Consider the following 22,413-nt stretch of genomic DNA (forward strand, 5'->3'; position numbering starts at 1 on the left):
TTCGATTCCCGGCGGGTCCGGGGCGGGGCTGAGGGTCGGAGCGCCGACCCGGTCTCCGTCTAGGCCCGTTCCGCACCGTAGACGACGTTGACGCTGACTCGGACGCTCACGTCGCCGGTCTCGACTCCCGTCGCGGCGTCGCCGCCGTCGCCGCCCGCGGCCATCGCGGTCTCGGCGACCCGGTACGGCGTCACCCCGGCGTCCGCGGTGGAGACGCTGTACGCGCCGGTGACCTCGAGCCCGCTGGAGTTCGCGAGCACGGCCGCGTCGTCGTCGGCGTTCGCCATCGCGTTCTCGATCGCCGCCGCGCGCACCTCGCGCTCGCGCTCCTCGCTCAGCCCGAACTCGATGCGCCGCACCTCGTCGGCGCCGGCGTCGACCGCGACGTCGATCACCTCGCCGACCGCGTCCACGTCGTCGATCGTGACGGCGTAGCTGTGGACGCCCTGATACGTCGTCCGATCCGGATCGTCCCGGGTCTCGTACGACTCGCGCACGTCGTAGCGGTCGGTGCGGATGTCGTCCTCGTCGAGTCCCCAGTCGGTGAGTGCCGCCCGAACCGACTCGTCCGCGGCGGAGAGCTCGTCGCGGACCGCCGCCGAGTCGTTGCCCGTCGCGGTCACCGCCACGCGGATCGTGGCGCGGTCGGGCTCGGCCGTGGCCACGCCGTCCGCCGTCACTTCGATGCTCCTGTCGAGCGCCGGTTCCTCTCCCGGAGCCGCGTTCGCGGCGGTCCCCGCGTCTCCCGTCGAGCCGGGGAGTCCCGCGCAGCCCGCCAGCGCGACGAGCAGCACGAGCCCGGCCGCAGTCGCCAGTCTTCGGTCCATGCTCGACCCGTCGCTCGGAGCTCACTATAAGTCGCCGGTGGGACAAAGAGCCGTTTGCGCTATCGACCGCCCCGTGACGCGGTCGGTTACGTCGCGTGGTCGGTCGTGTCGTCGGTCGCGTTGCCGGTCGTGTCGTCGGTCGCGTGGTCGGTCACGTCGTGTCGTCGGGGTCGTCCGTCTCGTCCCCCTCCTCCGGGTCGTCGTGATCGGTGACGACCGACCGCTCGGGCGGGGGGCTCTCCCCCTCATCGCCGACCGCTTCTTCTTCGACCTCCTCCCCGTCGCCGGGGTCCTCGTGGTCGGTGATCACCGTCGGCTCCGTCGACTCGTCGGTCGAACTCCCGTCGGTGCTCCCGTCGGCGTCGTCGTCGTCGGAGCTCCCGCGCCTCGGGGGGATCGGACCGGAGTCGTCGGGGCCGGTGAGCTCGGCCCCTCGCGACGCGGCGGGATCGCGCTCGACGCCGCCGTCCGGCGGTCCGGAGACCCGGCGCCCCGAGCCGAACAGCCGTTCGCGGATCGAGCGGCTGCTGGGGCGTTCGGCGAGCAGCACCGAGCAGTCGACGTCGTGGATCACGTCCAAGTGCAGCGAGTTCGAGACGAGCCGGGAGAGGAGCCCCTTCTCCGTAGCCCCGATGATGACGAGGGTGTTGTTCACGGCCTCTCGGGCGATCGCGTCCTCGACGTCGCCGCCCTCGTCGACGACCCGCCTCGCGTCGGCGAGGCCGTGCTCGGTCGCCCAGCCGGCGAGGAACCCCTCGCCCGCGTCGCGCTCCTCGGCCCCGTCGACCACGTGGAGCAGCGTCACCTCGGCGCCGGCGGTCCGCGAGAGCACGTTCGCGACCTCCGCGCCGAGCGCCGAGTCCGGCCCCCCGGAGGTCGGGAGGAGTATCCTCGAGGTGTCGAGGTCGGTCTCGCTCAGGATGAGGAAGTCGCAGGGGAGCTGGTTGGTGAGCTCGTCGATGGGGCGTTCCGCGCGGGCGGCGTTCCACAGCTGGTCTTCGCCCCAGCCCATCAGCACGGCCTCCGGGCGGGTCCGGCGGGCCATGTTGAACACCTCCTCGAACGAGCGGTGGGAGACGACGGTGGACGTCGAGACGTCGACGTCGTACCCCTCTGCGGTCTCGCGCAGTCCCGCCATCCCTTCCTCGGAGACGTCGGCGATTCGGCCCGCGCCCGCCGACAGCGACATCCGCTCCGGCGCCTGTACAACGTGGACGATGTGGACGAGCCCGTCCTCGTGGTCGCTGGCGATCCGGCTCGCGAGCTCGACGATCGGGCCGTCGGTCCGCGGGTTCGTGATCGGGACCATGATCCGGTGGCCCTCGTTGGCGAACAGCGTCGCCTCCGTGGCGTCCAAGATCGGGACGTACGAGCGCCCCGCGGCCCGGCCGAGCACCCACTCGGGCACCGTCAGCCGGCGGGTCATCCCCTCGAAGCGCGCCTCCTCTAACCGCTCCTCGCTGGTCTGGAAGTAGTTCACCAGCGTGACGAGCACGATCCCGCCGATGGTGTTCCCGAGCAGCACCGGAAGGACGAAGCCGCCGAGCCCGCCGACGAGGGTGACCCCGCCGGTGTACAGCCCGAGCTGCTGCGCGAACAGCAGGTACAGCACCTCGGTGAACGAGACCACGACGTGGTAGAGGTTCCCGAGCGGGATCGCCAGGAACGCGAGGTAGACGACGAGCAGGCGGGTGACGGAGTTCGTGGAAGCGAACCCGACCCAGACGACGCCGGCGACGATCAGTCCGGCCATCGCGGCCTTGAAGAAGAGCGGCCAGAAGCCGACGTCGAGCCCGCCGGCCGAGATGTATATCGCGGAGTCGACCGCGTCGCCGGTGAAGACGCCGCCGTACGAGAGCACGACCGCCCCGAACGCGCCGCCGGTGAAGTTCCCCGCGAGCACGATACTCCAGTGGCGCAGCAGCGTCGGGAGGCTCGCGAGCCGCTCCAAGGTCAGCGCGACCGGCGGGAGCGTGTTCTCGGTGTACAGCTGGTAGCCGCCGATGATGATGTAGACGAACCCGAGCGGGTACAGCAGGACGCTCAGGATGGGATGGCCGTCGGTCGACGCCGTCAGCGAGGCGTACAGCATGAACGTGATCGTGATCGCCAGCCCCGCGGCGACGCCGCTGAAGAAGAGCTCGCGCCCGCCCGAGGTCACCTCCTCGTCCGCGGCGGCGATGATCCGCTGGAACACCTCGTCCGACGAGAAGCGGTCCCGGACCGCTTCGCCGACCGCCGGCGCCCCGCTGCGGGAGCGCTCGACGACCTCGCGCATCGAATCGTCGTCGGAACGTGTCGAGTCGGTCACTGTGCTACGGCACTCGGGCCGCGTTAAAAAGTACTTCCACTTTCGGTATACGGCGACAAAATCGACGATACAGAACTTCTACGGGAGAGACGCTCCCCTATCGTCTCGAATCCGTCGAAAACGGGACCGATCGGTCGGTATCGCGCAGCGGCGCCGGCTCAGGCGCGTTCGACGGTCACGATACGGACCTCGATCCGGACGTCGTTCCCGATCGTCGTCTCGACCCGCTCGTCGAGCGCGTCGGCGAGCCCCGCGAGGTCGCTCCCCGGCGGCGCGCCGACGATGACGTCCACTCGCTCGGTCTCGAGCGGGGGGAACGTCCCGGTCCGCTCGATATCCAACTCCAGCAGCTCCACGTTCGAGTCGAGCGCGGCCAGCTCGTCGCCGACGGCCGTTCTGATGTCCGCCTCGGTCGTCGAGACGGCGTAGGACTCGTAGGTGACGCCGCCGAGGAACACCGACAGCACCGCGATGGCGGCGACGAGGACCGCGACGCGCTTCACGAACGCCGCGCGCGCGTCGTCCTCGCGGAACCAGCGCTGCGGCCGGTACCCCTCGTACCAGAGCACGACGAGCGCGGCGAGGTTGATCGAGAGGACGTTCACGGCCAGGATCACGCCCGCGCCGAGCACGAGCCGGGGGATCTGAAAGGCGATCCCGATGCCGACGGCGGCCGCGGGCGGGATGAGCGCCACCGCGATCATCACCCCGACCAGCGTCGCGGAGACGCCGGTCATCAGCGACACGATCCCCGCGATCCCGGCGCCGATCGCGACGACGAGCACCAACACGTTCGGGGCGAGCCGCTCGGAGACCTCCGCGAGTTCGAGGGGATCGAGCCCGGGGGGGACTAACGCGAGGGTCCGGAGCGCGAACGCGAACAGCGTCGCGGCCGCGACCGCGACGACGACGCCGAGCACCTGCATCCGGACCCCGCGTCTGAACATGTCCTCGTCGTCGACGACGGTGCCGATCGCGGCCGACATCGCGGGGCCGATCAGGGGGGCGATCACCATCGACCCCACGACGGTCGCCGGCGAGTCGAGCAGGAGGCCGGCGGTCGCGATCACCGCCGAGATCACGGTCATCAGCACGTAGGTTCCCATCCCGGAGGCGAGGCTGTCCGCCTTGGCCTGGAGCTCCTCCCGGGAGATCCGGTCGCCGCCGCGCTCGGACTCCTGCTCGTACTCCTCCTCGAGCGCCTCGAACCGCCGGGAGATGACCGTCTCGGCGGCGACGATGACGGTGTAGGTCCGCTCGTCGATCCCCGCCTCGCGCAGCCGTTCGAGGACGGGCTCGACCGCGGCGGTGGGGAGCGGGAACATCGCGACCGCGGTGTACTTGCGCCCGCTCGTTTCGTCGGTGATGACGTAGTCCACCCCCTCCTCGTCGAGCGCCCGGACCACGGCCGCCCGCTTTCCCGCCGGGATCATGACCTGAACGAGTCGCACGGTGGGTGGTCTCGCCGCCGGCCCTTATAAGGGATGGTGGGAACGCCGTGTCGACCTCCCCGTCAGTCTCGCGAGAAACGGAACTTTAATGCGCGAATCCCTCGCACCTTCGGACAAGAATGCTCTCGCCGCTGGCTATCGACACGTTCCTGCTCGATTACCATCTCGGGCACGTCATACTGCTCGGGTTCATCGTCTCGCTGCTCGGAGCCGTGCCGCTGAAGTCCCAGCGCGTGATCGCCTCCGTTTTCGCCGGCTTCGGACTGATATTCTTCATGTCGCCGTACACGACGATGCCGAAGACGTACATCCTGATCGGGATCCCGATGATCCTCATCGGCACGCTGCTGTGGACGATGGCCGACAGCTAACCGGCGGCGCGCGACTCGCTCTCTGTCCTCTCTCCCACCGACGCCCCAGCGACGCGACCGGGATCGGCTCGCCGTCCCCCGCCGCCGCTGTTCGATCCCGCTCCTTTTTGCACCCCCGGCGACACTCCCCGGCATGGTCACGGTACGGGCACCCGCCACGAGCGCGAACCTCGGCAGCGGGTTCGACGTGTTCGGGGCGGCTCTCACGCGGCCGGCGGACGTCGTCACCGTCGAGAAGGCCGCGGAGACGACGATCGAGGTCACCGGCGTCGGCGCGCAGTACATCCCGGAGGACCCCGAGAAGAACACGGTCGGCGCGGTCGTCGAGGCGCTCGACGCGCCCGCGCGCATCCACATCGACAAGGGGGTCCGCCCGGCCTCCGGGCTCGGCTCCTCGGCCGCCAGCGCCGCCGGCGCCGCGGTCGCGCTCAACCGGCTGTACGACCGCGGGCTCTCCCGCTCCGAGCTGGTCCCGATCGCGGCCGAGGGGGAGGCGGTCGTCTCCGGCGTCGCCCACTCGGACAACGTCGCGCCCTCGATCCTCGGCGGATTCACGGTGACGACGAGCGAGGCGACCCACGCGGTCGACGCCGCGGTCCCCCTCGTCGTCTGCCTCCCCGACGTCGCAGTCTCCACCCGCGACGCGCGCCGCGTCGTCCCTGAGACCGCCTCGATGGAGGACCTCGTCGCAACGGTCGGCAACGCGGCCACGCTCGCGGTCGGGATGTGCCGCTCCGACCCCGACCTCGTCGGCGCCGGCATGTCCGACCCCGTGGTCACCCCCGAGCGCGCCCGCCTGATCACGGGGTACGACGAGGTGCGCGCCGCCGCCTTCGACGCCGGCGCCGCGGGCGTCACCGTCAGCGGCGCCGGCCCCGCCATCATCGCCGTCTGTCGCGAGGGCCGCCGGCGCGGGGTCGCCGCCGCGATGCTCGATGCCTTCTCCGAGGCCGGGATCGACGCGCGCGCCTACCAGACCCGGATCGGGAAGGGGTCGACGGTACTGGAGGAGTAGGGTCGCCACGTGGCGAGCGATCGGCGGAGCGCCTGGCGATTATTTATAAGCAGACTGCGGTGGCGCGCGCCTCCGAGCGCTCGCTTATAAGCGAGCGCGAGGAGCGCCGCGCGAGGGACGCGGTGAGCGCTCGAAGAGCGCGAACCGCGAGGCTGGGGAGGTGTGAGGGTGCAGTGCTGTGCGGTCGGGTGGGACTCAAAGGGGCAGTCGCCGGCGGCAAAGCCGCCGGCTTCCAGAGGCGCTTCGCGCCTCGCTGCCGTGAGGACGAAGCACGGCGACGCAAGGACCGCAGGGAACGAGCGAAGCGAGTGACCGAGGACCGCAGCGAGCCGCGCGAGTTGCGAGGGCGACCGAAGGGAGCCCTCGACTGGCGAGCGGCCGACAGGCCGCGAGCCCCTCGCGGCTGGGGCTTTGGCGGTGTTCACTGCCACAGCGACTGCGACGAGGTATAGCCGAGCAGCTGGGGTTTTGGAGGTGTTCTCCGCCGGTATGAGGTCAATTTCTTATAAATGAGCGGCTAGGGCTTTGCAAACGGTTTACCTCATCGTCACGCACCCGACACCCGTTCAAAAGCGACCGAACGCAGGAACCGGAAAACTCGCTATTTAAACGCCGCGGCCCTGCAGCTTCTCCTCTTCGGGCATGTCCTCGTTGGACTGCCCTTTCATCCCCTTGCCGGTGCCGCTCGCGATGCGGGCGAGCTCCTCGGGGTCGTCCCAGTTGTTGACGGCCTCGACGATCGCCGTGCCCATCGCCGCGGGGTCCTCCGCGCCGAAGATGCCGGAGCCGACGAAGATGCCGTCACAGCCGTGGTACATCATCAGCGCCGCGTCCGCGGGCGTCGCGATCCCGCCGGCGGCGAAGTTGACGACCGGGAGCCGGCCCGCCTCGGCGGTCTCGTGAACCAGATCGCGCGGGGCGCCGTGTTCGCGGGCCCACTTCTCGCGCTCCTCGTGGTTGAGCCCGGTGAGCGTGCGGATCTGGTTTTTGATGGTGCGCTGGTGTTTGACCGCCTGATTCACGTCGCCGGTGCCGGCCTCGCCCTTCGTCCGGATCATCGCCGCGCCCTCGCGGATGCGCCGGAGCGCCTCGGGGAGGTTCCGGGCGCCGCAGACGAACGGCGAGGCGAAGTCGCGCTTGTCGGTGTGGTACTCGTCGTCGGCGGGCGTCAGGACCTCCGACTCGTCGATCATGTCGACGCCGAGCGCCTCCAGGATCTCCGCCTCCTTGCGGTGGCCGATCCGCGATTTGCCCATCACCGGAATCGAGACCTCGTCGATGACCTCGGGGACGCGCTCGGGGTCGGGCATCCGGGCGACGCCGCCGCGCTTGCGGATGTCCGCCGGGACGTGTTCTAACACCATCACGGCGACCGCGCCGGCGTCCTCCGCGATGCGGGCCTGTTCGCGGTTGACGACGTCCATGATCACGCCGCCCTTCTGCATCTGCGCGAAGCCGCGCTTGACCAGGTCGGTCCCACGTTTCAGCTCCTCCAAATCCGTGGCCTCTGCCATGTCCGATCCGTGGGTCGCCGGCCACTTAACGGGTCGCTTTCGGCCGGAAACGGTCGCGTCCGCGGGGCACCGACGGCCCCTCGCGAGCGCGCGTCCGTCGCCGCGGAGACCGCCCCGCGACTGCCCCGCGGAGACCGCCGGCGACTGCCCCGCATTCGGAGCCGCTGCGACGCCACCGCAACCCCGAAGTCCCCGCCCGTCACAGATCCGCCCGTGACCACCGGAGCCATCCTCGCCGGGGGGCGATCGACCCGCTTCGGCGACCGCGACAAGGCCGTCGCCGAGCTCGCCGGCGTCCCGATGATCCGCCGGGTCGCGGACCGGCTCGCGGGGACGGACGACCCCGTCCCGCCGGGCGCGACCCGCGCCGCGAGCGGCGACCCCGTCGTCGACGAGATCGTGATCAACTGTCGCCCCGACCAGCGCGAGGCGATCGGGGCGGCGCTCGCGGGGCTCCCGCTCCCGGTGACGTGGGCGGTCGACGACGAGCCCGACCTCGGGCCGACGGCCGGGATCCGCAACGCTTGTCGAGCCGCGCCGTCCGAGTACGTGGCCGTCGTCGCCTGCGACATGCCGTTCGTCGACCCCGGATTCCTCGCCTCGCTCCGCGAGGACGCGGCGGGCCGCGAGGCGGCGGTCCCGCGGCTCGACGACCGCTGGCTCCAGACGACGCAGGCGGCCTACCGCGCCGACGCGATGGCCGCGGCCTGCGATCGCGCGCTCGCCCGCGGCGACCGGAAGGTGCTGGCGCCGCTGGAGGAGTTGGACCGGGTCGTCGTCGGCGACGAGACCATCCGATCGCGGACGACGGAACGGACGTTCACCAACGTCAACACGCGGGAGGAACTCAACGAGGCGGCGGCCGCGATCGCGGCGGCGATCGAGACGGGCGACGACGACCGGGCGTAGCCCCGTTCTCGTCCCTCGCGCCGCTCAGTTCTTCAGGGTCTCGTACGCCTCGTTCAGCTCCTTGAACGCCTCCTCGTCGCCGTCCTCGCCGTCGGGGTGGAGCCGCTTCGCCCGCTCCCGGTAGCTCTCGCGGATCGCCTCCTGACCGGCGGTCCGGTCGAGGTCGAGCGTCTCGTACGCGTCGCGCTCGGTCATCCCGCCGGTCGGCGGCGCGCGGTCCCGCGGGTCGCGCCGGCCGCCCGCGCCGGGACCGCCTCCGCCGGGGCCGGCCGCCGCGCCGCCGAACCCGCCGTCGGTCGCGCCCGCGGTCCGGCGCGCGGAGCGGCGGTGCTCGGCCGTTCGGGCGCGCCGTCGCGCCTGCTCGCGCTCGGTCGGCCCCGCCCGCGCGGCCTCGCGACGGACGCGGTCGCGGAGCTTGCCGCTGGCGTGGTACCAGAGGAAGTACGAGACGACGCCGAACGGGACGGCCACGGCCAGCAGGACCGGCGAGACCACGACCCCGGCGACGAGCAGCAGGGCCGTCAGCCCGATGAACGTCGCCGCCATGCCGACGATGATCGTCCGGTTCGTCACGTGCGTACTGAGGCGTCCATCGTTGTAAGCGTCTCGGCGGTGCGCGGCCGAGCGGTCGCGTGAGGAGCGATCGCGTGAGCGCCCTTCCCGCCCGCCGCCCTCCGCACCGTTTATGCCCGCGGGCGCCCGGGTTCGCGGTATGCCAACTGCGGACCGGGATGTCGCGACGGGGCTCCCGCCGGGGATCGCCGCCGCCCGCGAGGAGCTCACGCCGATGCTCTCGCAGTACGCGGACCTCTGTGCCGCCCACGGGGACGCGCTCGTCTTGTTCCAGGTCGGCGACTTCTACGAGGCGTTCTGCGAGGCGGCCGAGGTCGTCGCGCGGGTCTGCGAGGTGACGCTCACGGAGCGCTCGGACTCGACCGGGGACTACCCGATGGCGGGGATCCCCATCGACAACGCCGCCCCCTACCTCGAGTCGCTGCTCGACGCGGGCTACCGCGTCGCCGTCGGCGACCAGGTCGAGGACGCCGAGCAGGCGTCCGGGCTCGTCGACCGCGCCGTCACCGAGGTGATTACCCCCGGGACCGTCGTCGAAGACGACCTGCTGGAGGCGGGGACGACGAACTACGTGGCGGCGGTGGCGGCCGGCGGGGATGGGGGCGGCGGAAGCGCCCGCGATCCCCCGGCCCCCATCGGCCTTGCGGCCGTCGACGTCTCCACGGGCGAGTGCCTCGTCACGTCGGGCGACCGCGACGCGGTCGCCGGGGAGCTCGACCGGATCGCCCCGGCGGAGCTGATCGCGGGGCCGGACGCCCCCGCGTTCGAGCCATCGGACGCCGAGAACGGCTGGACGACCCACGAGCACGACCCGGACGCCTTCGAGCGGCGCGCCGCGACCGAGCGCCTGGAGCCGTACCTCCCGGCGCCCGACCGGCGGTTCGAGGCGGACACCGAGCTGCGCGCGGCCGGCGCCGTGCTCGCGTACGCCGAGTACACGCAGGGCGACGACGGCCCGCTCTCGTACGTCACCCGGATCCGGCGGTACGACCCCCGCGATCGGCTGCGGCTCGACGCCGCGGCCCAGCGCAGCTTAGAGCTGTTCGAGAACCGCGGGCTCGGCGCCAGCGACACCCTGTTCGACGTCCTCGACGAGACGAGCTGCGCGCTCGGGCGGCGCTGTCTGGAGCGGTGGCTCCGGCGCCCGCTCGTCGACGCCGACGCGATCCGGAGCCGCCACGACGCGGTCGGCGAGCTGGCCGACCGGACGCTGGTCCGCGAGGGGATCGCCGACGCGCTCGCGGCCGCCTACGACCTCGAGCGCCTCGTCGGACGCGTCTCCCGGGGGCGGGCCGACGCCCGAGACCTGCGCTCGCTGCACGCGACGCTCGCGGTCGTCCCGGAGCTGAAGGCGACGCTGGCGGGGGCGGACGGGGAGGACGCCGGGGATGGGGATTCCGATCACCCGCGCACCGACCACCTCCGCGACCTCCGCGACCGTCTCGACGAGCTGGCCGAGATTCGCGAGCTGATCGACGAGGCGATCGCGGTCAACCCACCGCCCGAGATCACCGACGGCGGCGTGATCCGCGAGGGGTTCGACGACGACCTCGACGCCCTCCGCGCGACCGAGCGCGAGGGGCGCGAGTGGGTCGCCGACCTGGAGGCGAGCGAGCGCGAGCGCACCGGGATCGACTCGCTGTCGGTCGGTCACAACCAAGTCCACGGCTACTACATCGAGGTGACCGACGCGAACCTCGACCGGGTCCCCGACGACTACCGGCGGCGGCAGACGCTGAAGAACAGCGAGCGCTACTACACCCCCGAGCTCAAGGAGCGCGAGGAGGAGATCGTCGGCGCCGCCGAGCGCGCGGACGCCCTGGAGTACGAGCTGTTCGCCGACGTCCGCGAGCGCGTCGCGGCCGAGACGGAGCGGATCCAGGGGCTCGCGGACGCGCTCGCCGAGCTCGACGCCCTGTGTTCGCTGGCGACCGTCGCCGTCGAGGGCGACTACGTCCGCCCCGAGGTCGTCGACGACCCGGACGCCGGGGTCGAGATCGAGGGGGGCCGTCACCCGGTCGTCGAGCGCGCCGAGGAGTCGTTCGTCCCGAACGACGTCGACCTCCCGCGCGGGTCGGTCGCCGTGATCACGGGCCCGAACATGAGCGGGAAGTCGACGTACATGCGGGCGGTCGCGCTCGCGACGGTGCTCGCGCAGACCGGGTCGTTCGTCCCGGCGCAGGCGGCCTCACTGCCGGTGTTCGACCGGCTGTTCACCCGCGTCGGCGCCTCCGACGACATCGCTGGCGGGCAGTCCACGTTCATGCGCGAGATGAGCGAGCTGACGGAGATCCTCCACGACGCCGGCCCGGACTCGCTCGTCCTCCTCGACGAGGTCGGGCGCGGCACCGCCACCACGGACGGGCGCGCCATCGCCCGCGCGGCCGCCGAGTTCGTCCACGACGAGCTCGGCGCCACCGCCCTCTTCGCCACGCATTACCACGGGCTCACCGACCTCGCCGACGAGCGCGAGCGCGTCTTCAACCTCCACTTCACCGCCACCCGCGAGGACGGCGACGTGACGTTCCTCCACCGGGTCGTCCCCGGCGCCTCCTCCTCGTCGTACGGCGTCGAGGTGGCCGAGCTCGCCGGCGTCCCCGCGCCCGTGGTCGAGCGGTCGCGGTCGCTGGTGGCCGACGACGCCGGGGGGGCGCCCCCGGAGGGCGGAGCCGCGACGGACGAGGACGACCGAGACCCGCCCGCCGACGGTCAGACCGACGATGCGGATCTCGACGAGACGGACCCCGACGACGTCTCGCTCCGCGAGTTCCTCGTCGAGGAGGGCGCGGTCGACGACGCGGGGAGCGACGGCCGGGGCGCGAACGCCGACGGAGACGGCCCGAGCGCGACCGACGGCGACGCCCCGACCCCGGACGACGGCATCGGTTTCGACGAGGCGGCCGAGGGCGGGGTCGGGAGCGACCTCGCGAGCGAGCTCCGCGCCCTCGACCTCGCGAGAATGACGCCGATAGAGGCGCTGAACGCGCTCCACGACCTCCAGTCGAGGCTCGACGATGGCGGGTGACGAGCGCGCCGGCGAGGGCCGTCCGGGCGGGTCGACGGAAGCGACCGAGGGGGCGGGACGCGTCCGCCGGCTCGACGCCGCCACCGTCGACCGGATCGCCGCCGGCGAGGTGATCACTCGGCCGGCGCGGGTCGTCGGGGAGCTAGTCGACAACGCGCTCGACGCCGGCGCCTCGTCGGTCGAGGTCGCGGTCGACGGCGACGGCACCGACCGGGTCCGGGTCGCCGACGACGGACACGGGATGAGCCGCGAGGACGCCCGACGCGCCGTGGAGCGCCACGCGACGAGTAAGCTCGCGCCCGACGGCGACCCGGTCGGCGTCGCGTCGTTGGGCTTCCGGGGCGAGGCGCTGGCCGCGATCGCCGACGCCGCGCGGCTCGAACTGACGACGAGCGACGGCGGCGCCGTCGGGACGCGGGTGGTCGTCGACGGGGCGGCGAGCGACTCCGACCCGAGGGATCCGACCGTCTCCGACGCCGGCCGCGCCCGCGGGACGACGGTCGTCGTCGAGGACCTGTTCGCGACCCGCCCGGCGCGTCGGGAGTCGCTCGCGGGGCCGGCCGCGGAGTTCGCGCGGATCTCGGCGCTGGTCGCCGACTACGCGCTCGCGAACCCCCGCGTCGCGTTCGCGCTGGAACACGACGGGGCGACCACGCTGTCGACCCCGGGGACCGGGCCGACGGACGCCCTGTTCGGCGTCTACGACCGCGAGACCGCGAGCCGGTCGACGGAGCTCGCCGCGAGCGTCGCGGTCGAGGACGGGGGCGAAGGGGAAGTGGGCCTCTCGATCGACGTCGCCGGCGCGCTCGCGTACCCCTCGGTGACCCGGGCCTCCCGCGACCACGTCCGGGCGTCGGTGAACGGGCGACCCGTGCGCAACGACCGGCTCGCGGCGGCGGTCCGGGGCGGGTACGGACGCTTACTCCCGGACGGCCGCGAGCCGGTGGCGGCCGTGGATGTCAGCGTACCGCCCGCGCGTGTCGACCCGAACGTCCATCCCGCGAAGCGGGAGGTCGGGCTGCGCGACGCCGACCGGGTCGCGGACGCGGTCGAGTCGGCGGTCGCCGACGCGCTCACGGGCGCGGACCTCCGGCGGAAGGCCGACGTGGACACGGGGATCGAATCGGCGCTCGACCCGGTCGGCGGGGAGGCGGGCGAGCGCCCCGCGGCCTTCGCGGACGCGGAACCGATCGGGACGTTCCGCGACCTCTACCTCCTCGTCGAGGCGGGCGACGAGCTGCTCGTCGTCGACGGCCACGCCGCCCACGAGCGGGTGAACTACGAGCGGCTCGCTCGGGCCTTTGCCGACGAGGCGGTGCCGACCGCCGCGCTCGACCCGCCGGCGACCCTGTCGCTGTCGGCGGACGAGGCGGCGGCCGCGGAGGCGCACGCCGACGCGCTCGCGGCGCTCGGCTTCGAGACGGAGCCGTTCGGCGGGGGGACCGTCAGGCTGCGAGCGGTGCCGGCGCCGTTCGGTCGGGCGGCCGACGCGGACGCGTTCCGCGACGCGCTCGCGACGCTGTCGGGCGGCGAGTCGCCGCGAGACGCTCGGGAGGCGCTGCTTGCCGACCTGGCGTGTCACCCGTCGCTGAAGCGCGGCGAGATCGGCGAGCTGACCCGCGAGGAGCAGCGCTCGCTCTTGGACCGGCTCGGGGAGTGCAATCGGCCGTACGCCTGCCCGCACGGGCGGCCGACGGTGCTGTCGGTCGACGAGTCGACGTTCGCGGCCGGCTTCGGGCGGGACCGGTGAGCGGACGGAAAGCACCACGTCTGGGGCTCAGCCCGACCGATCGGCGGTGACCTGTCGTCGGAGGAGGAGCCAGCCGATCGCCGCGAACAGGGCCCCGGTGCCGCCGATCCACCCCCGCTGTACCGCGTTCAGCGGCGTCGACCGCATCGAGCGCAGTCTCGCGTCCCGGTACTCCCCGAGCGTGGTGTTCTCGCAGGCCCGCACGTCGCTCTCGTTCAGCGGGACCGTCTCCATGCCGAGGCCGGTGTCGACCAGCCGCGACTCCTCCGAGAGGTCCCCGCACCGCTCGACGTACGCCTCGTAGTCGGCGCGGGTCACCGACGTCGCGCCCGCGGCGTAGACGAGTCCGCCGACGAGGACCGCGCCGATCAGGAGTGCCCCCAGTCCGGCGGCGACGTCCGGCCAGTAGACTCCTCCCCGCTCACGCATCGCTCCACCTCCCGAGCGGCGGCGATGCGACCGACGCCGGCCGGCGGCGCTCGCGGGGCGTCCCGCCGGTCGCTGCGACCGCCGTCCGGTCGCGGTCGAGTCGGCTCATACCGTCCCTCAGTCTGTCAGGCGAAAAAGAAGTTGGGCGGCGGCGACGCGCCCTCAGGCCGGCCGGTCGCTCGCGCGCCCGTCGCCGTCGTCGTCGAAGCGCTCGACGCGCTCGACGGTCTCGTCCGCCTCCGCCGTCTCCGGCGGGTAGGAGACGGTCCGCTGCGGGTACGGGATGGAGATCCCGGCGTCGGCGAACCGGTCTTGGATCCGCTCGACTGCGGTCGCCTTCGAGCGCCAGCGCGCCTGCGGCGTCGGCGGGTCGATCCAGAAGCGGAGGTCGAGCAGGATCGCAGAGTCGCCGAAGCCGGAGGGGATCACGTACGGCTTCGGGTTGTTGGCGATCGTGTCGATGTCGGTCAGCACCTCCTCCGCGATGTCGCTGGCGGCGTCGGGGTCGTCGTCGTAGCCGATCCCGACCTCCATGTGGATCCGGAGCCGTCCCTCGCGGCTCCGGTTCGTGATCGCCTGGTTGGTGACCAGGTCGTTCGGGACGACGACGTACTCGCCGTCGAAGTTCCGCATGTGGGTGTTCATGATCGTGATCTCGGTGACGAACCCCTCCTCGTCGCCGATCGCGACCCAGTCGCCGATCTCGAACGGGCGCGCGAACATCAGCACGAAGCCGGCGATGAGCGAGCCGAGCGTCTGCCGGGCCGCCATCCCGAGCACGATGCCGAGGAAGCCCGCGCCGACGAGGAGCCCGCCGAGGTTCACGCCCCAGATCCCGAGGACGGTGACGCCCGCGACCACGAGCAGGCCGACCTGCATGATCCGGGTGAGGAGCTGCTCCTGATGGGCCGTGATGCGGTCGCTGTCGTTCGAGAGGTCGGCGACGTACTCCTCTAACACGTCGCTCGCGACGTAGGCGCCGCCGAGCAGCAGCGCCGAGAGGAGGAGCCGCCCGGCGACGGTCGCGACGTTCTCCGCGACCGGGAGGGCCGCGGCGACGACCGAGAACTGTCCCCACAGCGTCAGCACGGCGACGGCGGCGAGCGCGAACAGCGCGAGCTGGAAGAGGCCGACGAGCAGTCGCAGGCCGAACGAGACCGGCAGCGCCTCGCGGAGCGTCTCGATCGACGACTCGCCGCGGCCGTCGAGGAATCCCTCCAGTCGGTCCGCCGTCACCCGCTCGCCCGTCCGGACGGCCCGCGGGAGCAGTAGCCACCCGACTGCGACGGTCAGGAGGAAGATCCCGCCGGTCGCGGCGAGGCGGGCCTCCGTGGTCGCGACGCTGCCCAGCGTCGCGTCGATCCAGGGGCCGAGTTGCGCGGTCACTCTCTGCGTCTTCGTCGTCGGACTTAAAAAGGCACCCCTACGGCTATCGATTCGGAGAACCGGCTTCGGGCGGCGAAACCGCCCCTCAGCGTCCGCGTCGAAGCTCCTCGATCAGCCGCTCGATGAGCTCGGACTGCCGGTCGAGCCGCTCGGACTGCTCCTCGACGACACGGCGGAGCTCGGCCACCTCGGTCGCGAGGTCCTCGCCCTCGACGCCCGCGCTCTCGAACGGCGAGCCGTCGAAGGCGTCGGCGTCGGTCGGGGCCGCCGCGGATCCCTCGGCCGCCGCCCCCTCCGCGGGCGGCTCTCCCGCGGTGTCGCTCGCGAGGTCGGCCTCGGCCGCCGGGTCGACGTCGACCGCGGAGTCCTCCGCGGCGGGTTCGCTCAGCGCGGCGGCGTCGCCGCCGGTCTCGTTGACGGCCTCGTCGCCGATCTCGGGCCCGGTCTCCGGGCCGTCGGCGGGGTCGGTGTCGACGGGGTCGGCGGTCGCGTCGCTCGCCTCTCCCGTGGGCGCGGCCGCGGAATCGTCATCAGTTCCGGCCGCGGCCGAGGGCTCGGGGTCGCCTACGCCCGCGGAGAGCGGGTCGTCCGGCGCCCCTGTGTCACCCACTGCGCCGTCCCCTCCCCCGCTCTCCGCCTCGGCCGCCGCCTCCGCGTCGGCGACGGGGGAGGCCGAGAGGGGGTCGGGCCCCTCGCCGAAGTCGGTGGTGCCGTCGGTGCCCGCGCCGCTCCCGGCCCCTTCATCCTCGTCGTCGGCGACGGTCACGCGGAACTCCTCTAAGCTGGCGACGTCGTGGAAGTCGCAGACGGCGTCGACGAGGGTCTCGCGGAGCGCCCGGGCGGACTCGTTGGGGGCCTTGAAGCGCTCGGAGCGGCCGCCGTGGGCGAGCACGACCGCGGTCGCGACGGTGCCCTCCTCGAAGTCGAGGTCGGTGAGATCGGCGTAGGGGAACTCCTCGAACTCCTCGTCCCAGACGGCGGAGCCGACGTGTTTGACGAGTCGGTCGCTGGTGACGACGAGGGTGAGCTCGGAGAAGCGGAAGGTGCGGAGGACGGACTCGCCGGGGTCGGTGACGCCGGTCGCGGAGAGGACGCCGGCGAGGATCGGGTGGAGGGCCTCGTCGGCGCGCTTCGCCGGCAGCGAGAGGGTCTCGTCGCCGTCGAGGCCGTAGCCGAGGGTGAGCTTCGCCTTGCGGCGGCCCGTCGAAATCGCGATGCGTTCGACGTCGTGGGAGTACTCGGCGACCGACTCGTCCGACAGCAGGCCGTCGCCGCGGTAGACGAGCGTCCGCGTCGGCGTGACCGCGAGCCGGTCGTCTCCTCCCAGCGAGACCTCGGCGACGACGCTCTCGTCGCCGACGGTCTCCGCGAGCAGGTCGGGAAGGGTCATGTCCCGGGGATTCGCCGCGCCGGGCATAAATCCGCGGGGTCCGATTCTCGGATCCAACGCCTCGGACCGGTCACCTCTGGCGCGGCCGACTCGGGGCGCCCGCCCACGCTCTGTCACCGCCTCACACCCTTCCGACGGATGGGAAGCTTAAAGGGTTTCATCGCGGTACGTGAAGGTGAGGCCGGGTGGCTTAGCTGGACATAGCGCCGCACTCATAGGGTTCGGAGATTCGGTGCGGTGACGCCTTGGAAGCGTCCGCGTCCTTCCCGTGGCTCCGCCGAGCCTCGGACCTGGGACATGCGGAGATCGTGGGTTCGGAGCCCACCCCGGCCACTCACTCGTTGATACCTGACGAGCGGCAGCGCCGTTTCCTCGTACCGCCGCTCTGTTACCGCACCACCACCGGTCGAAACGCCTACGGCCCCCGCTCGCGACGGTGACGGTATGCACGCGCGTGACCTGATGGAATCCGACGTGAAGACGGTCGCCCCCGACGACGACGTCGCCGACGTGTTCAAGAAGTTCGCCCGCTACGAGTTCAGCGGCTTCCCCGTCGTCGACGGCGAGGACCGCTTGGTCGGCGTCATCACCGAGTCCGACCTCGTCGATCTGTTCGAGCCCGACGACGAGACGCTGTGGATCCCGATCGGGCTCCCGCCGTTCGTCGACACGCTCACGTATCAGGTGAAGGCGCCGTGGGGCGACCTCGACTTGGGCGTAGACATGATCCGGAACGCCGACCGCCCCGTCTCCGACGTGATGAGCACCGACGTGGCGACGGTGACCCCCGACGCCCCGGTCGACGACGTGCTCGACCTGCTCGTCGGCGACGACCCCGACATCAACCGCGTTCCGGTCGTGGACGAGGACGGGCGCGTCGTCGGGATCATCGCCCGCCAAGACGTGATCCGGGCGTTCCGGGATAAGCGACTGGCGTAGCCGGTCTCTCGGCGTGAGAACGCTCCCCCGCGTTGATATTCGACCCCCGCGTATCGACGCGTATGAGCCACTCGTCCGAACAGACAGCGACGTTCGACGCCCGCACAGAGTTAAAGGAGGGAACCCGAGTCCGCGCTGAGACCCGCCACTTCGAGTTCGTCATCGACGAGCCGGAATCGCTCGGCGGCACCGACGCCGGCCCCAATCCGGTCGAGTACCTGCTCGGCTCGCTCGGCGGCTGTCTGAGCATCGTCGGCCGCGTCGTCGCCGGCGAGATGGACATCGATGTCGCCGAGCTGGCGATCGACCTCGAGGGCGACCTCGACCCGGCGAAGTTCCAGGGCGCCGATGTCGACTCGCGCGCCGGCTTCCAGGAGATCCGCGCGTCGGTTCACGCGGAGCTGCGCTCACAGGACGGTGCGCCCGTCAGCGACGACACTCGCGACGAGTGGCTCGCTCGCGTCGAGCAGCGGTGCCCGGTGAGTGACAACCTCAGCGGCGAGACCCCGATCGCGCTCGATCTGTCCTAACCCGCGCCGTCGGCCCTCACGGATCGACCCGCACGAGCCACGCCTCGGGGTCGTCGATCTCCGCCTTCGTCGGGAGGTTCTCCGGACGCTCCCAGACGACGCCGGCGGCCTCGATCCCCCGGGCGTCGGCGACGTGGCGGAAGAAGGCGGCGCCGCGCTCGTACTGGCGCCGTTTCATCCCAAGCCCGAGGAGTCGCTGGGCGAGCTGCCGGATCGGTCCGCCGCCCCCGCGGCGCTCGTCGAGCTTGCGCCGCAGGTCGGCGTACTCGCCGTCGAACGCGCGGTCCATCAGCACCTCCGCGTACCCCTCGACCGCCGTCATCGCCGCCTGCAGCTCGCCGAACGCTTCCGTGTCGAGCCCGCCGATCGTCACCTCGCCGGCCGTCAGCCCCTCGACGCCGCGCTCGACGCGCGATTCGAGGTACTCCGGGAGCCACGGCGCCGCGCCGAACTCGGCCGCGTGCGTCACCTCGTGGAAGGCGATCCACCGGCGAAACCGCGGGTAGTCGACGTCGAGCTCCGCCGCGACGCGCACGATGTTCGGGTGGACGAAGTAGAGCCCGTGCTCGGCGTCCGGCTCGTCCGCGAGCAACAGGGGGTCGTACTGCCCGAGCACGTTCCGCGCGAGGAAGCCGAGCGCGAACGCCATCGTCCCGGTGTTGGCGACCCGCGAGACGTCCCGCGAGAACGCGGCGACCGGGTTGTCGGAGCCGGTAGGCCCCCGGGGACCGCCGACCCCCCCCGGACCGCCGGATCCGCCGGCGCCCCCGAACGGGTCCGGGATCCGGTCGAGCGGCCCTTCGGTCGTCCAGTCGCTGCTCTCGGGTTTCCAGTCGCCGCCCTCTGTCGTCCAGTTATCCTCGCTCGCTGGCTCGCTGGGGGCGCCGTCCGCCCCCGCTTGCCCGGTCGCCGCCGCCTCGATCGGCGCCATCACGTTCCGGAACGTGTCGACGCTCGCGTCGATCCAGTGGTGACGGTTCTGCACTTCGATCGCGTCGGGCACGTCGAACGCGATTCCCGCGACCGCGCCGAGCCGGGTCCGGGCGTCCCGGACGTCGGCGGCGTACCCCTCCCGCTCGGCGGCCGTGAGCGCCAGCGAGCCCGGGTCGGTGCTCGCCTTCGCGGCCGCCGCGGCCCGGTCCCAGTCGACGACGCCGGTGCCGGACGCCTCGGAGACCGCGCGCAGGCTTCGGAGAATGTCCATATCGACGGGAGGGGTGCGCGCCTCAAGTCGTTTGCGTCGGGTTCAGTCAGTCGGTAGCCGCGTCGGACCGCGTCCAGTCGTCACTCGTCGCCGGCGATCCCCGACGGGACCTCGTCGTCGCCGCGGAGCTTCGCGACGCCGACCGCGACCGCGACGAGCGCGGCCACCGCGAGCAGGAGACCGGCGACCGCCCGCGCCGAAACGCCGCCGTCGGTCTCGGTGTCGTCCTCGTCGGCGTCTGCGTCTGCGTCCGCTTCCGACGCGGCGATCGCCGTCGGCTCGTCACTCGCGCCGAACAGTTCGAACGGCCCGATTTCGATGTCGCCGTCGCCGAGGTGGACCTCCAACAGGGTAAATGAGGAATCGGTCATATCTCGTTGTTCGTGCGGCAACGATTTAGTCGTGGCGGCCGGCGGGGACCGTCGACCCGCGACCGGCGGGACGCCGCCGCCTCGCGACCGGCGGGCCCTCGCCCTCGCGGTCGCCCCCGACCGGCGGTTTCTTGCCGTGCGCCCCGTCACTCGCGTGCATGCACGAGCGCGGCCGAACGTTCCTCGACGACCTGCTCGCGACCGCCAGCCCCTCCGGGTTCGAGACTCCGAGCCAGCGGGTCTGGACCGACTACGTCCGCGGGTTCGCGGACGACGTCTCCGTCGATGCCTACGGCAACGCCGTCGCCGTCCACGAGGGCGCCCCCGACGCGCCGGCGATCGCCTGCACCGGCCACGCCGACGAGATCGGGTTCATCGTCCGCGACGTGCTCGACGACGGCTTCCTCCGCATCTCCCGGATCGGCGGCTCAGACCGCACCGTCTCGAAGGGCCAGCACGTCACGGTCCACGCCGACGAGCCCGTCCAGGGCGTGATCGGCCAGACCGCGATCCACCTGCGCGACGCCGGGGACGAGGAGTACGAGGAGATCGCCGGCCAGTTCGTCGACATCGGCGCGACTGACGCCGACGAGGCCCGCGAGCACGTCGAGGTCGGCGACCCCGTCACCTTCTCGACCGACTGCGAGGAGCTCGCCGGCGACCGGATCGCGGCCCGCGGGATCGATAACCGCACGGGGGCGTGGGCGGCCGCCGAGGGACTCCGCCGTGCGGCCGAACGCGACGTCGACGCGACCGTGTACGCCGTCTCCACTGTCCAAGAGGAGGTCGGTCTTCAGGGCGCCCGGATGGTCGGCGTCGACCTCGACGACGTGGACGCGTTCGTCGCCGTCGACGTCACGCACGCCACCGACAACCCCGACGTCGACACCGAGCGCCGCGGGCCGGTCGAGCTCGGCGCGGGGCCGGTGATCGCCCGCGGCAGCGCGAACCACCCCGTCCTCGTGGAACTCGCACGCGGCGCCGCCGCCGCGGACGACATCGACGTGCAGCTCCAGGCGACCGGATCTCGAACGAGCACCGACGCCGACGCCTTCTACACCGCGCGCGGCGGCGTCCCCTCGCTCAACGTCTCGATCCCGAACCGATACATGCACACGCCCGTGGAGGTTGTCGACCTCGGCGACCTCGACGCGGTCGCTGACCTGCTCGCCGCCGTCGCCGACGACGCGGCCGAGGCGGCCCCGTTCGCCGTCGACGTCTGAGGGGCGCGTCGTCCGCGGCCGACCGGCTGTTCCCGCCGCAGTCGGGGAAACCGAACCACGGTAAACCGGGGCACGGTGCGGTCGAAACGGAACTGTTTTACAATATCCTGCCGTATCCGAGAATGCGTCGAACGGACGTGCGCTCTGGTGGTGTAGTCCGGCCAATCATATTGCCCTCTCACGGCAATGACCTGGGTTCGAATCCCAGCCGGAGCATCCTAACCCGACGCCTTCTCCCGATTTTTGCCGTGAACTACCCAGCGGTAAACCGATGCCCTCACAAGCCACGGATCGGTCGATGACGCGCTCGCGGCATGGGATCAAACACGCACCGAGTACGGCACCACGCTCGTCGTCCGCGGGAAGCAGATGGGTGACGTGCGGCTGAGCTTGGACTGATCAGCGGCTCGGAGTGGTCGCCTGAACGAGTGCCGCGTGGTACGGCCGTCAAGCGGGCCGGCAATCGATAAAACCGACCGGTTTACAAGTCAACTACAGTCTCACTACTCTGTACGCCCACCCTATCCGTTTCGACGTGTTTCGACAGAGCCCAAGGGCGGTTGTCGATTTATTCACCCTCGTCAGTTTGTTATGGCAACCGTTGACTATTCACGTGACGAGTGATGGCAGTAGCATATGGCGATTGACCGTGTGACAGTTTCACTTGATACGGATGCGAAGGAGGCACTCGATGATCTCACTGAACGAACGGGGCACGGGCAAAGCGAGCTACTGCGGCGTGCGTTGACCTTCTACGCTGCTAATTACCAAGCCGCAACGACTGACGCGGGGACGAAGCTCGGCGATTATCACAAAATGCTCTCGGGCGGTGAACACGTTCTTCTCGACGTCGATTTCCTCCACTGCTTCCTCGATTACGTGTCTGATAGCGACGACGAGCCGGATCCCGACTTCTTAGCGAAAGCGGACCAAGTCTCTGAGTATCACGCACACGAGTACGACGGTGAGTTTGAGACGCTCGACGAGTTACTTGAGTGGCTCTCGCTGTGCGGGTTTTTGAGTGTCCGTCGGAGTGACGATAACCGGTATCACGTCGTGTTTCCGTCAGATCAGATCCGGTGGTTTATGACTCGATTTATTGAACGGAGTGCGGCGAATCTCCCCTTCGACCTCGTTATTGAGGAAGGGTTAACGAAGGTGCTGATCACTGAGACGAGACCGGACAAATGAGAAC

20 protein-coding genes and 2 tRNA genes are annotated in these 22,413 nt (G+C 71.5%); 11 read left to right on the top strand and 11 right to left on the bottom strand.

The features are described from left to right. Positions 1-59 precede the first annotated feature (59 nt). From Hrr1229_RS10435 to Hrr1229_RS10445, 3 genes are all read right to left on the bottom strand, one after another. Positions 60-827: an SIMPL domain-containing protein gene (locus Hrr1229_RS10435; RefSeq protein WP_123112953.1), complete on the bottom strand. Its 768-nt coding sequence runs from the start codon at positions 825-827 to the stop codon at positions 60-62. 151 nt (positions 828-978) lie between these two features. Then, the gene (locus Hrr1229_RS10440; RefSeq protein ID WP_123112952.1) at positions 979-3,138 is read right to left on the bottom strand and encodes a formate/nitrite transporter family protein; all 2,160 of its coding nucleotides are present in this window, start codon (positions 3,136-3,138) and stop codon (positions 979-981) included. Positions 3,139-3,296: 158 nt separating this feature from the next. Then, positions 3,297-4,571: a TIGR00341 family protein gene (locus Hrr1229_RS10445; protein WP_123114863.1), complete on the bottom strand. Its 1,275-nt coding sequence runs from the start codon at positions 4,569-4,571 to the stop codon at positions 3,297-3,299. 137 nt (positions 4,572-4,708) lie between these two features. On the opposite strand from Hrr1229_RS10445, the gene Hrr1229_RS10450 reads away from it, so the two are divergent. Next, entirely contained in the window at positions 4,709-4,960 is a 252-nt protein-coding gene (locus Hrr1229_RS10450; RefSeq protein ID WP_123112951.1) for a hypothetical protein, read from the top strand. A gap of 133 nt (positions 4,961-5,093) precedes the next feature. Beyond that, positions 5,094-5,975: a homoserine kinase gene (locus Hrr1229_RS10455; RefSeq protein ID WP_123112950.1), complete on the top strand. Its 882-nt coding sequence runs from the start codon at positions 5,094-5,096 to the stop codon at positions 5,973-5,975. Between the two features lie 605 nt (positions 5,976-6,580). Here the strand turns inward: Hrr1229_RS10455 and pdxS are convergent. Then, a complete protein-coding gene (pdxS, locus tag Hrr1229_RS10460) occupies positions 6,581-7,489 on the bottom strand; it encodes a pyridoxal 5'-phosphate synthase lyase subunit PdxS (RefSeq protein ID WP_123112949.1) in 909 nt (302 codons plus the stop codon). Between the two features lie 213 nt (positions 7,490-7,702). On the opposite strand from pdxS, the gene Hrr1229_RS10465 reads away from it, so the two are divergent. After that, on the top strand, positions 7,703-8,398 hold the full coding sequence (locus Hrr1229_RS10465; RefSeq protein ID WP_123112948.1) for a molybdenum cofactor guanylyltransferase: 696 nt from the start codon (positions 7,703-7,705) through the stop codon (positions 8,396-8,398). A 24-nt stretch (positions 8,399-8,422) separates the two neighbouring features. On the opposite strand, the gene Hrr1229_RS10470 is transcribed toward Hrr1229_RS10465, so the two are convergent. Further along, positions 8,423-8,971 (bottom strand): J domain-containing protein, encoded by a 549-nt coding sequence (locus Hrr1229_RS10470; protein WP_123112947.1) that lies wholly within the window; start codon positions 8,969-8,971, stop codon positions 8,423-8,425. A 139-nt stretch (positions 8,972-9,110) separates the two neighbouring features. Between Hrr1229_RS10470 and mutS the strand changes: the two genes are divergently transcribed. Together mutS and mutL are read left to right on the top strand one after the other, a co-directional pair. Continuing rightward, positions 9,111-11,996, top strand: a complete 2,886-nt coding sequence (gene mutS, locus Hrr1229_RS10475) for a DNA mismatch repair protein MutS (protein WP_123112946.1) — start codon at positions 9,111-9,113, stop codon at positions 11,994-11,996. Beyond that, complete coding sequence (mutL, locus tag Hrr1229_RS10480) at positions 11,986-13,746, top strand: DNA mismatch repair endonuclease MutL (protein ID WP_123112945.1); 1,761 nt, start codon at positions 11,986-11,988, stop codon at positions 13,744-13,746. The genes mutS and mutL overlap by 11 nt, the downstream gene beginning before the upstream one ends. Positions 13,747-13,773: 27 nt before the next feature. Here the strand turns inward: mutL and Hrr1229_RS10485 are convergent, their stop codons facing one another. From Hrr1229_RS10485 to Hrr1229_RS10495, 3 genes are all read right to left on the bottom strand, one after another. Then, positions 13,774-14,175, bottom strand: a complete 402-nt coding sequence (locus tag Hrr1229_RS10485; protein ID WP_123112944.1) for a hypothetical protein — start codon at positions 14,173-14,175, stop codon at positions 13,774-13,776. 162 nt (positions 14,176-14,337) lie between these two features. After that, complete coding sequence (locus Hrr1229_RS10490) at positions 14,338-15,561, bottom strand: mechanosensitive ion channel family protein (protein WP_255212481.1); 1,224 nt, start codon at positions 15,559-15,561, stop codon at positions 14,338-14,340. Positions 15,562-15,646: 85 nt separating this feature from the next. Beyond that, on the bottom strand, positions 15,647-16,951 hold the full coding sequence (locus tag Hrr1229_RS10495; RefSeq protein WP_255212482.1) for a hypothetical protein: 1,305 nt from the start codon (positions 16,949-16,951) through the stop codon (positions 15,647-15,649). Positions 16,952-17,130: 179 nt separating this feature from the next. Here Hrr1229_RS10495 and Hrr1229_RS10500 point away from each other — a divergent pair. From Hrr1229_RS10500 to Hrr1229_RS10510, 3 genes are all read left to right on the top strand, one after another. Further along, a tRNA-Met gene (locus Hrr1229_RS10500) sits at positions 17,131-17,284 on the top strand. A 111-nt stretch (positions 17,285-17,395) separates the two neighbouring features. Beyond that, the gene (locus Hrr1229_RS10505) at positions 17,396-17,890 is read left to right on the top strand and encodes a CBS domain-containing protein (protein ID WP_123112942.1); all 495 of its coding nucleotides are present in this window, start codon (positions 17,396-17,398) and stop codon (positions 17,888-17,890) included. A gap of 62 nt (positions 17,891-17,952) precedes the next feature. Next, positions 17,953-18,420 (top strand): OsmC family protein, encoded by a 468-nt coding sequence (locus Hrr1229_RS10510; RefSeq protein ID WP_123112941.1) that lies wholly within the window; start codon positions 17,953-17,955, stop codon positions 18,418-18,420. Between the two features lie 16 nt (positions 18,421-18,436). On the opposite strand, the gene Hrr1229_RS10515 is transcribed toward Hrr1229_RS10510, so the two are convergent. The 3 genes from Hrr1229_RS10515 to Hrr1229_RS18190 all read right to left on the bottom strand — a co-directional run bounded on the left by Hrr1229_RS10515 (position 18,437) and on the right by Hrr1229_RS18190 (position 20,155). Further along, complete coding sequence (locus tag Hrr1229_RS10515) at positions 18,437-19,624, bottom strand: zinc-dependent metalloprotease (protein WP_123112940.1); 1,188 nt, start codon at positions 19,622-19,624, stop codon at positions 18,437-18,439. Between the two features lie 80 nt (positions 19,625-19,704). Continuing rightward, the gene (locus tag Hrr1229_RS10520; protein WP_148041748.1) at positions 19,705-19,995 is read right to left on the bottom strand and encodes a hypothetical protein; all 291 of its coding nucleotides are present in this window, start codon (positions 19,993-19,995) and stop codon (positions 19,705-19,707) included. A 25-nt stretch (positions 19,996-20,020) separates the two neighbouring features. Continuing rightward, positions 20,021-20,155 (bottom strand): hypothetical protein, encoded by a 135-nt coding sequence (locus Hrr1229_RS18190; protein WP_255212483.1) that lies wholly within the window; start codon positions 20,153-20,155, stop codon positions 20,021-20,023. Between Hrr1229_RS18190 and Hrr1229_RS10525 the strand changes: the two genes are divergently transcribed. The 3 genes from Hrr1229_RS10525 to Hrr1229_RS10535 all read left to right on the top strand — a co-directional run bounded on the left by Hrr1229_RS10525 (position 20,154) and on the right by Hrr1229_RS10535 (position 22,409). After that, complete coding sequence (locus Hrr1229_RS10525) at positions 20,154-21,218, top strand: M28 family peptidase (protein ID WP_123112938.1); 1,065 nt, start codon at positions 20,154-20,156, stop codon at positions 21,216-21,218. The two genes, Hrr1229_RS18190 and Hrr1229_RS10525, sit on opposite strands and share 2 nt — an antisense overlap. Before the next feature lie 141 nt (positions 21,219-21,359). After that, positions 21,360-21,434, top strand: a tRNA-Glu gene (locus Hrr1229_RS10530). A gap of 420 nt (positions 21,435-21,854) precedes the next feature. Beyond that, positions 21,855-22,409: a ribbon-helix-helix protein, CopG family gene (locus Hrr1229_RS10535; protein ID WP_176329395.1), complete on the top strand. Its 555-nt coding sequence runs from the start codon at positions 21,855-21,857 to the stop codon at positions 22,407-22,409. Positions 22,410-22,413 lie beyond the last annotated feature (4 nt).

It is taken from the genome of Halorubrum sp. CBA1229, from assembly GCF_003721435.2.
Classification (GTDB): Archaea; Halobacteriota; Halobacteria; order Halobacteriales; family Haloferacaceae; genus Halorubrum.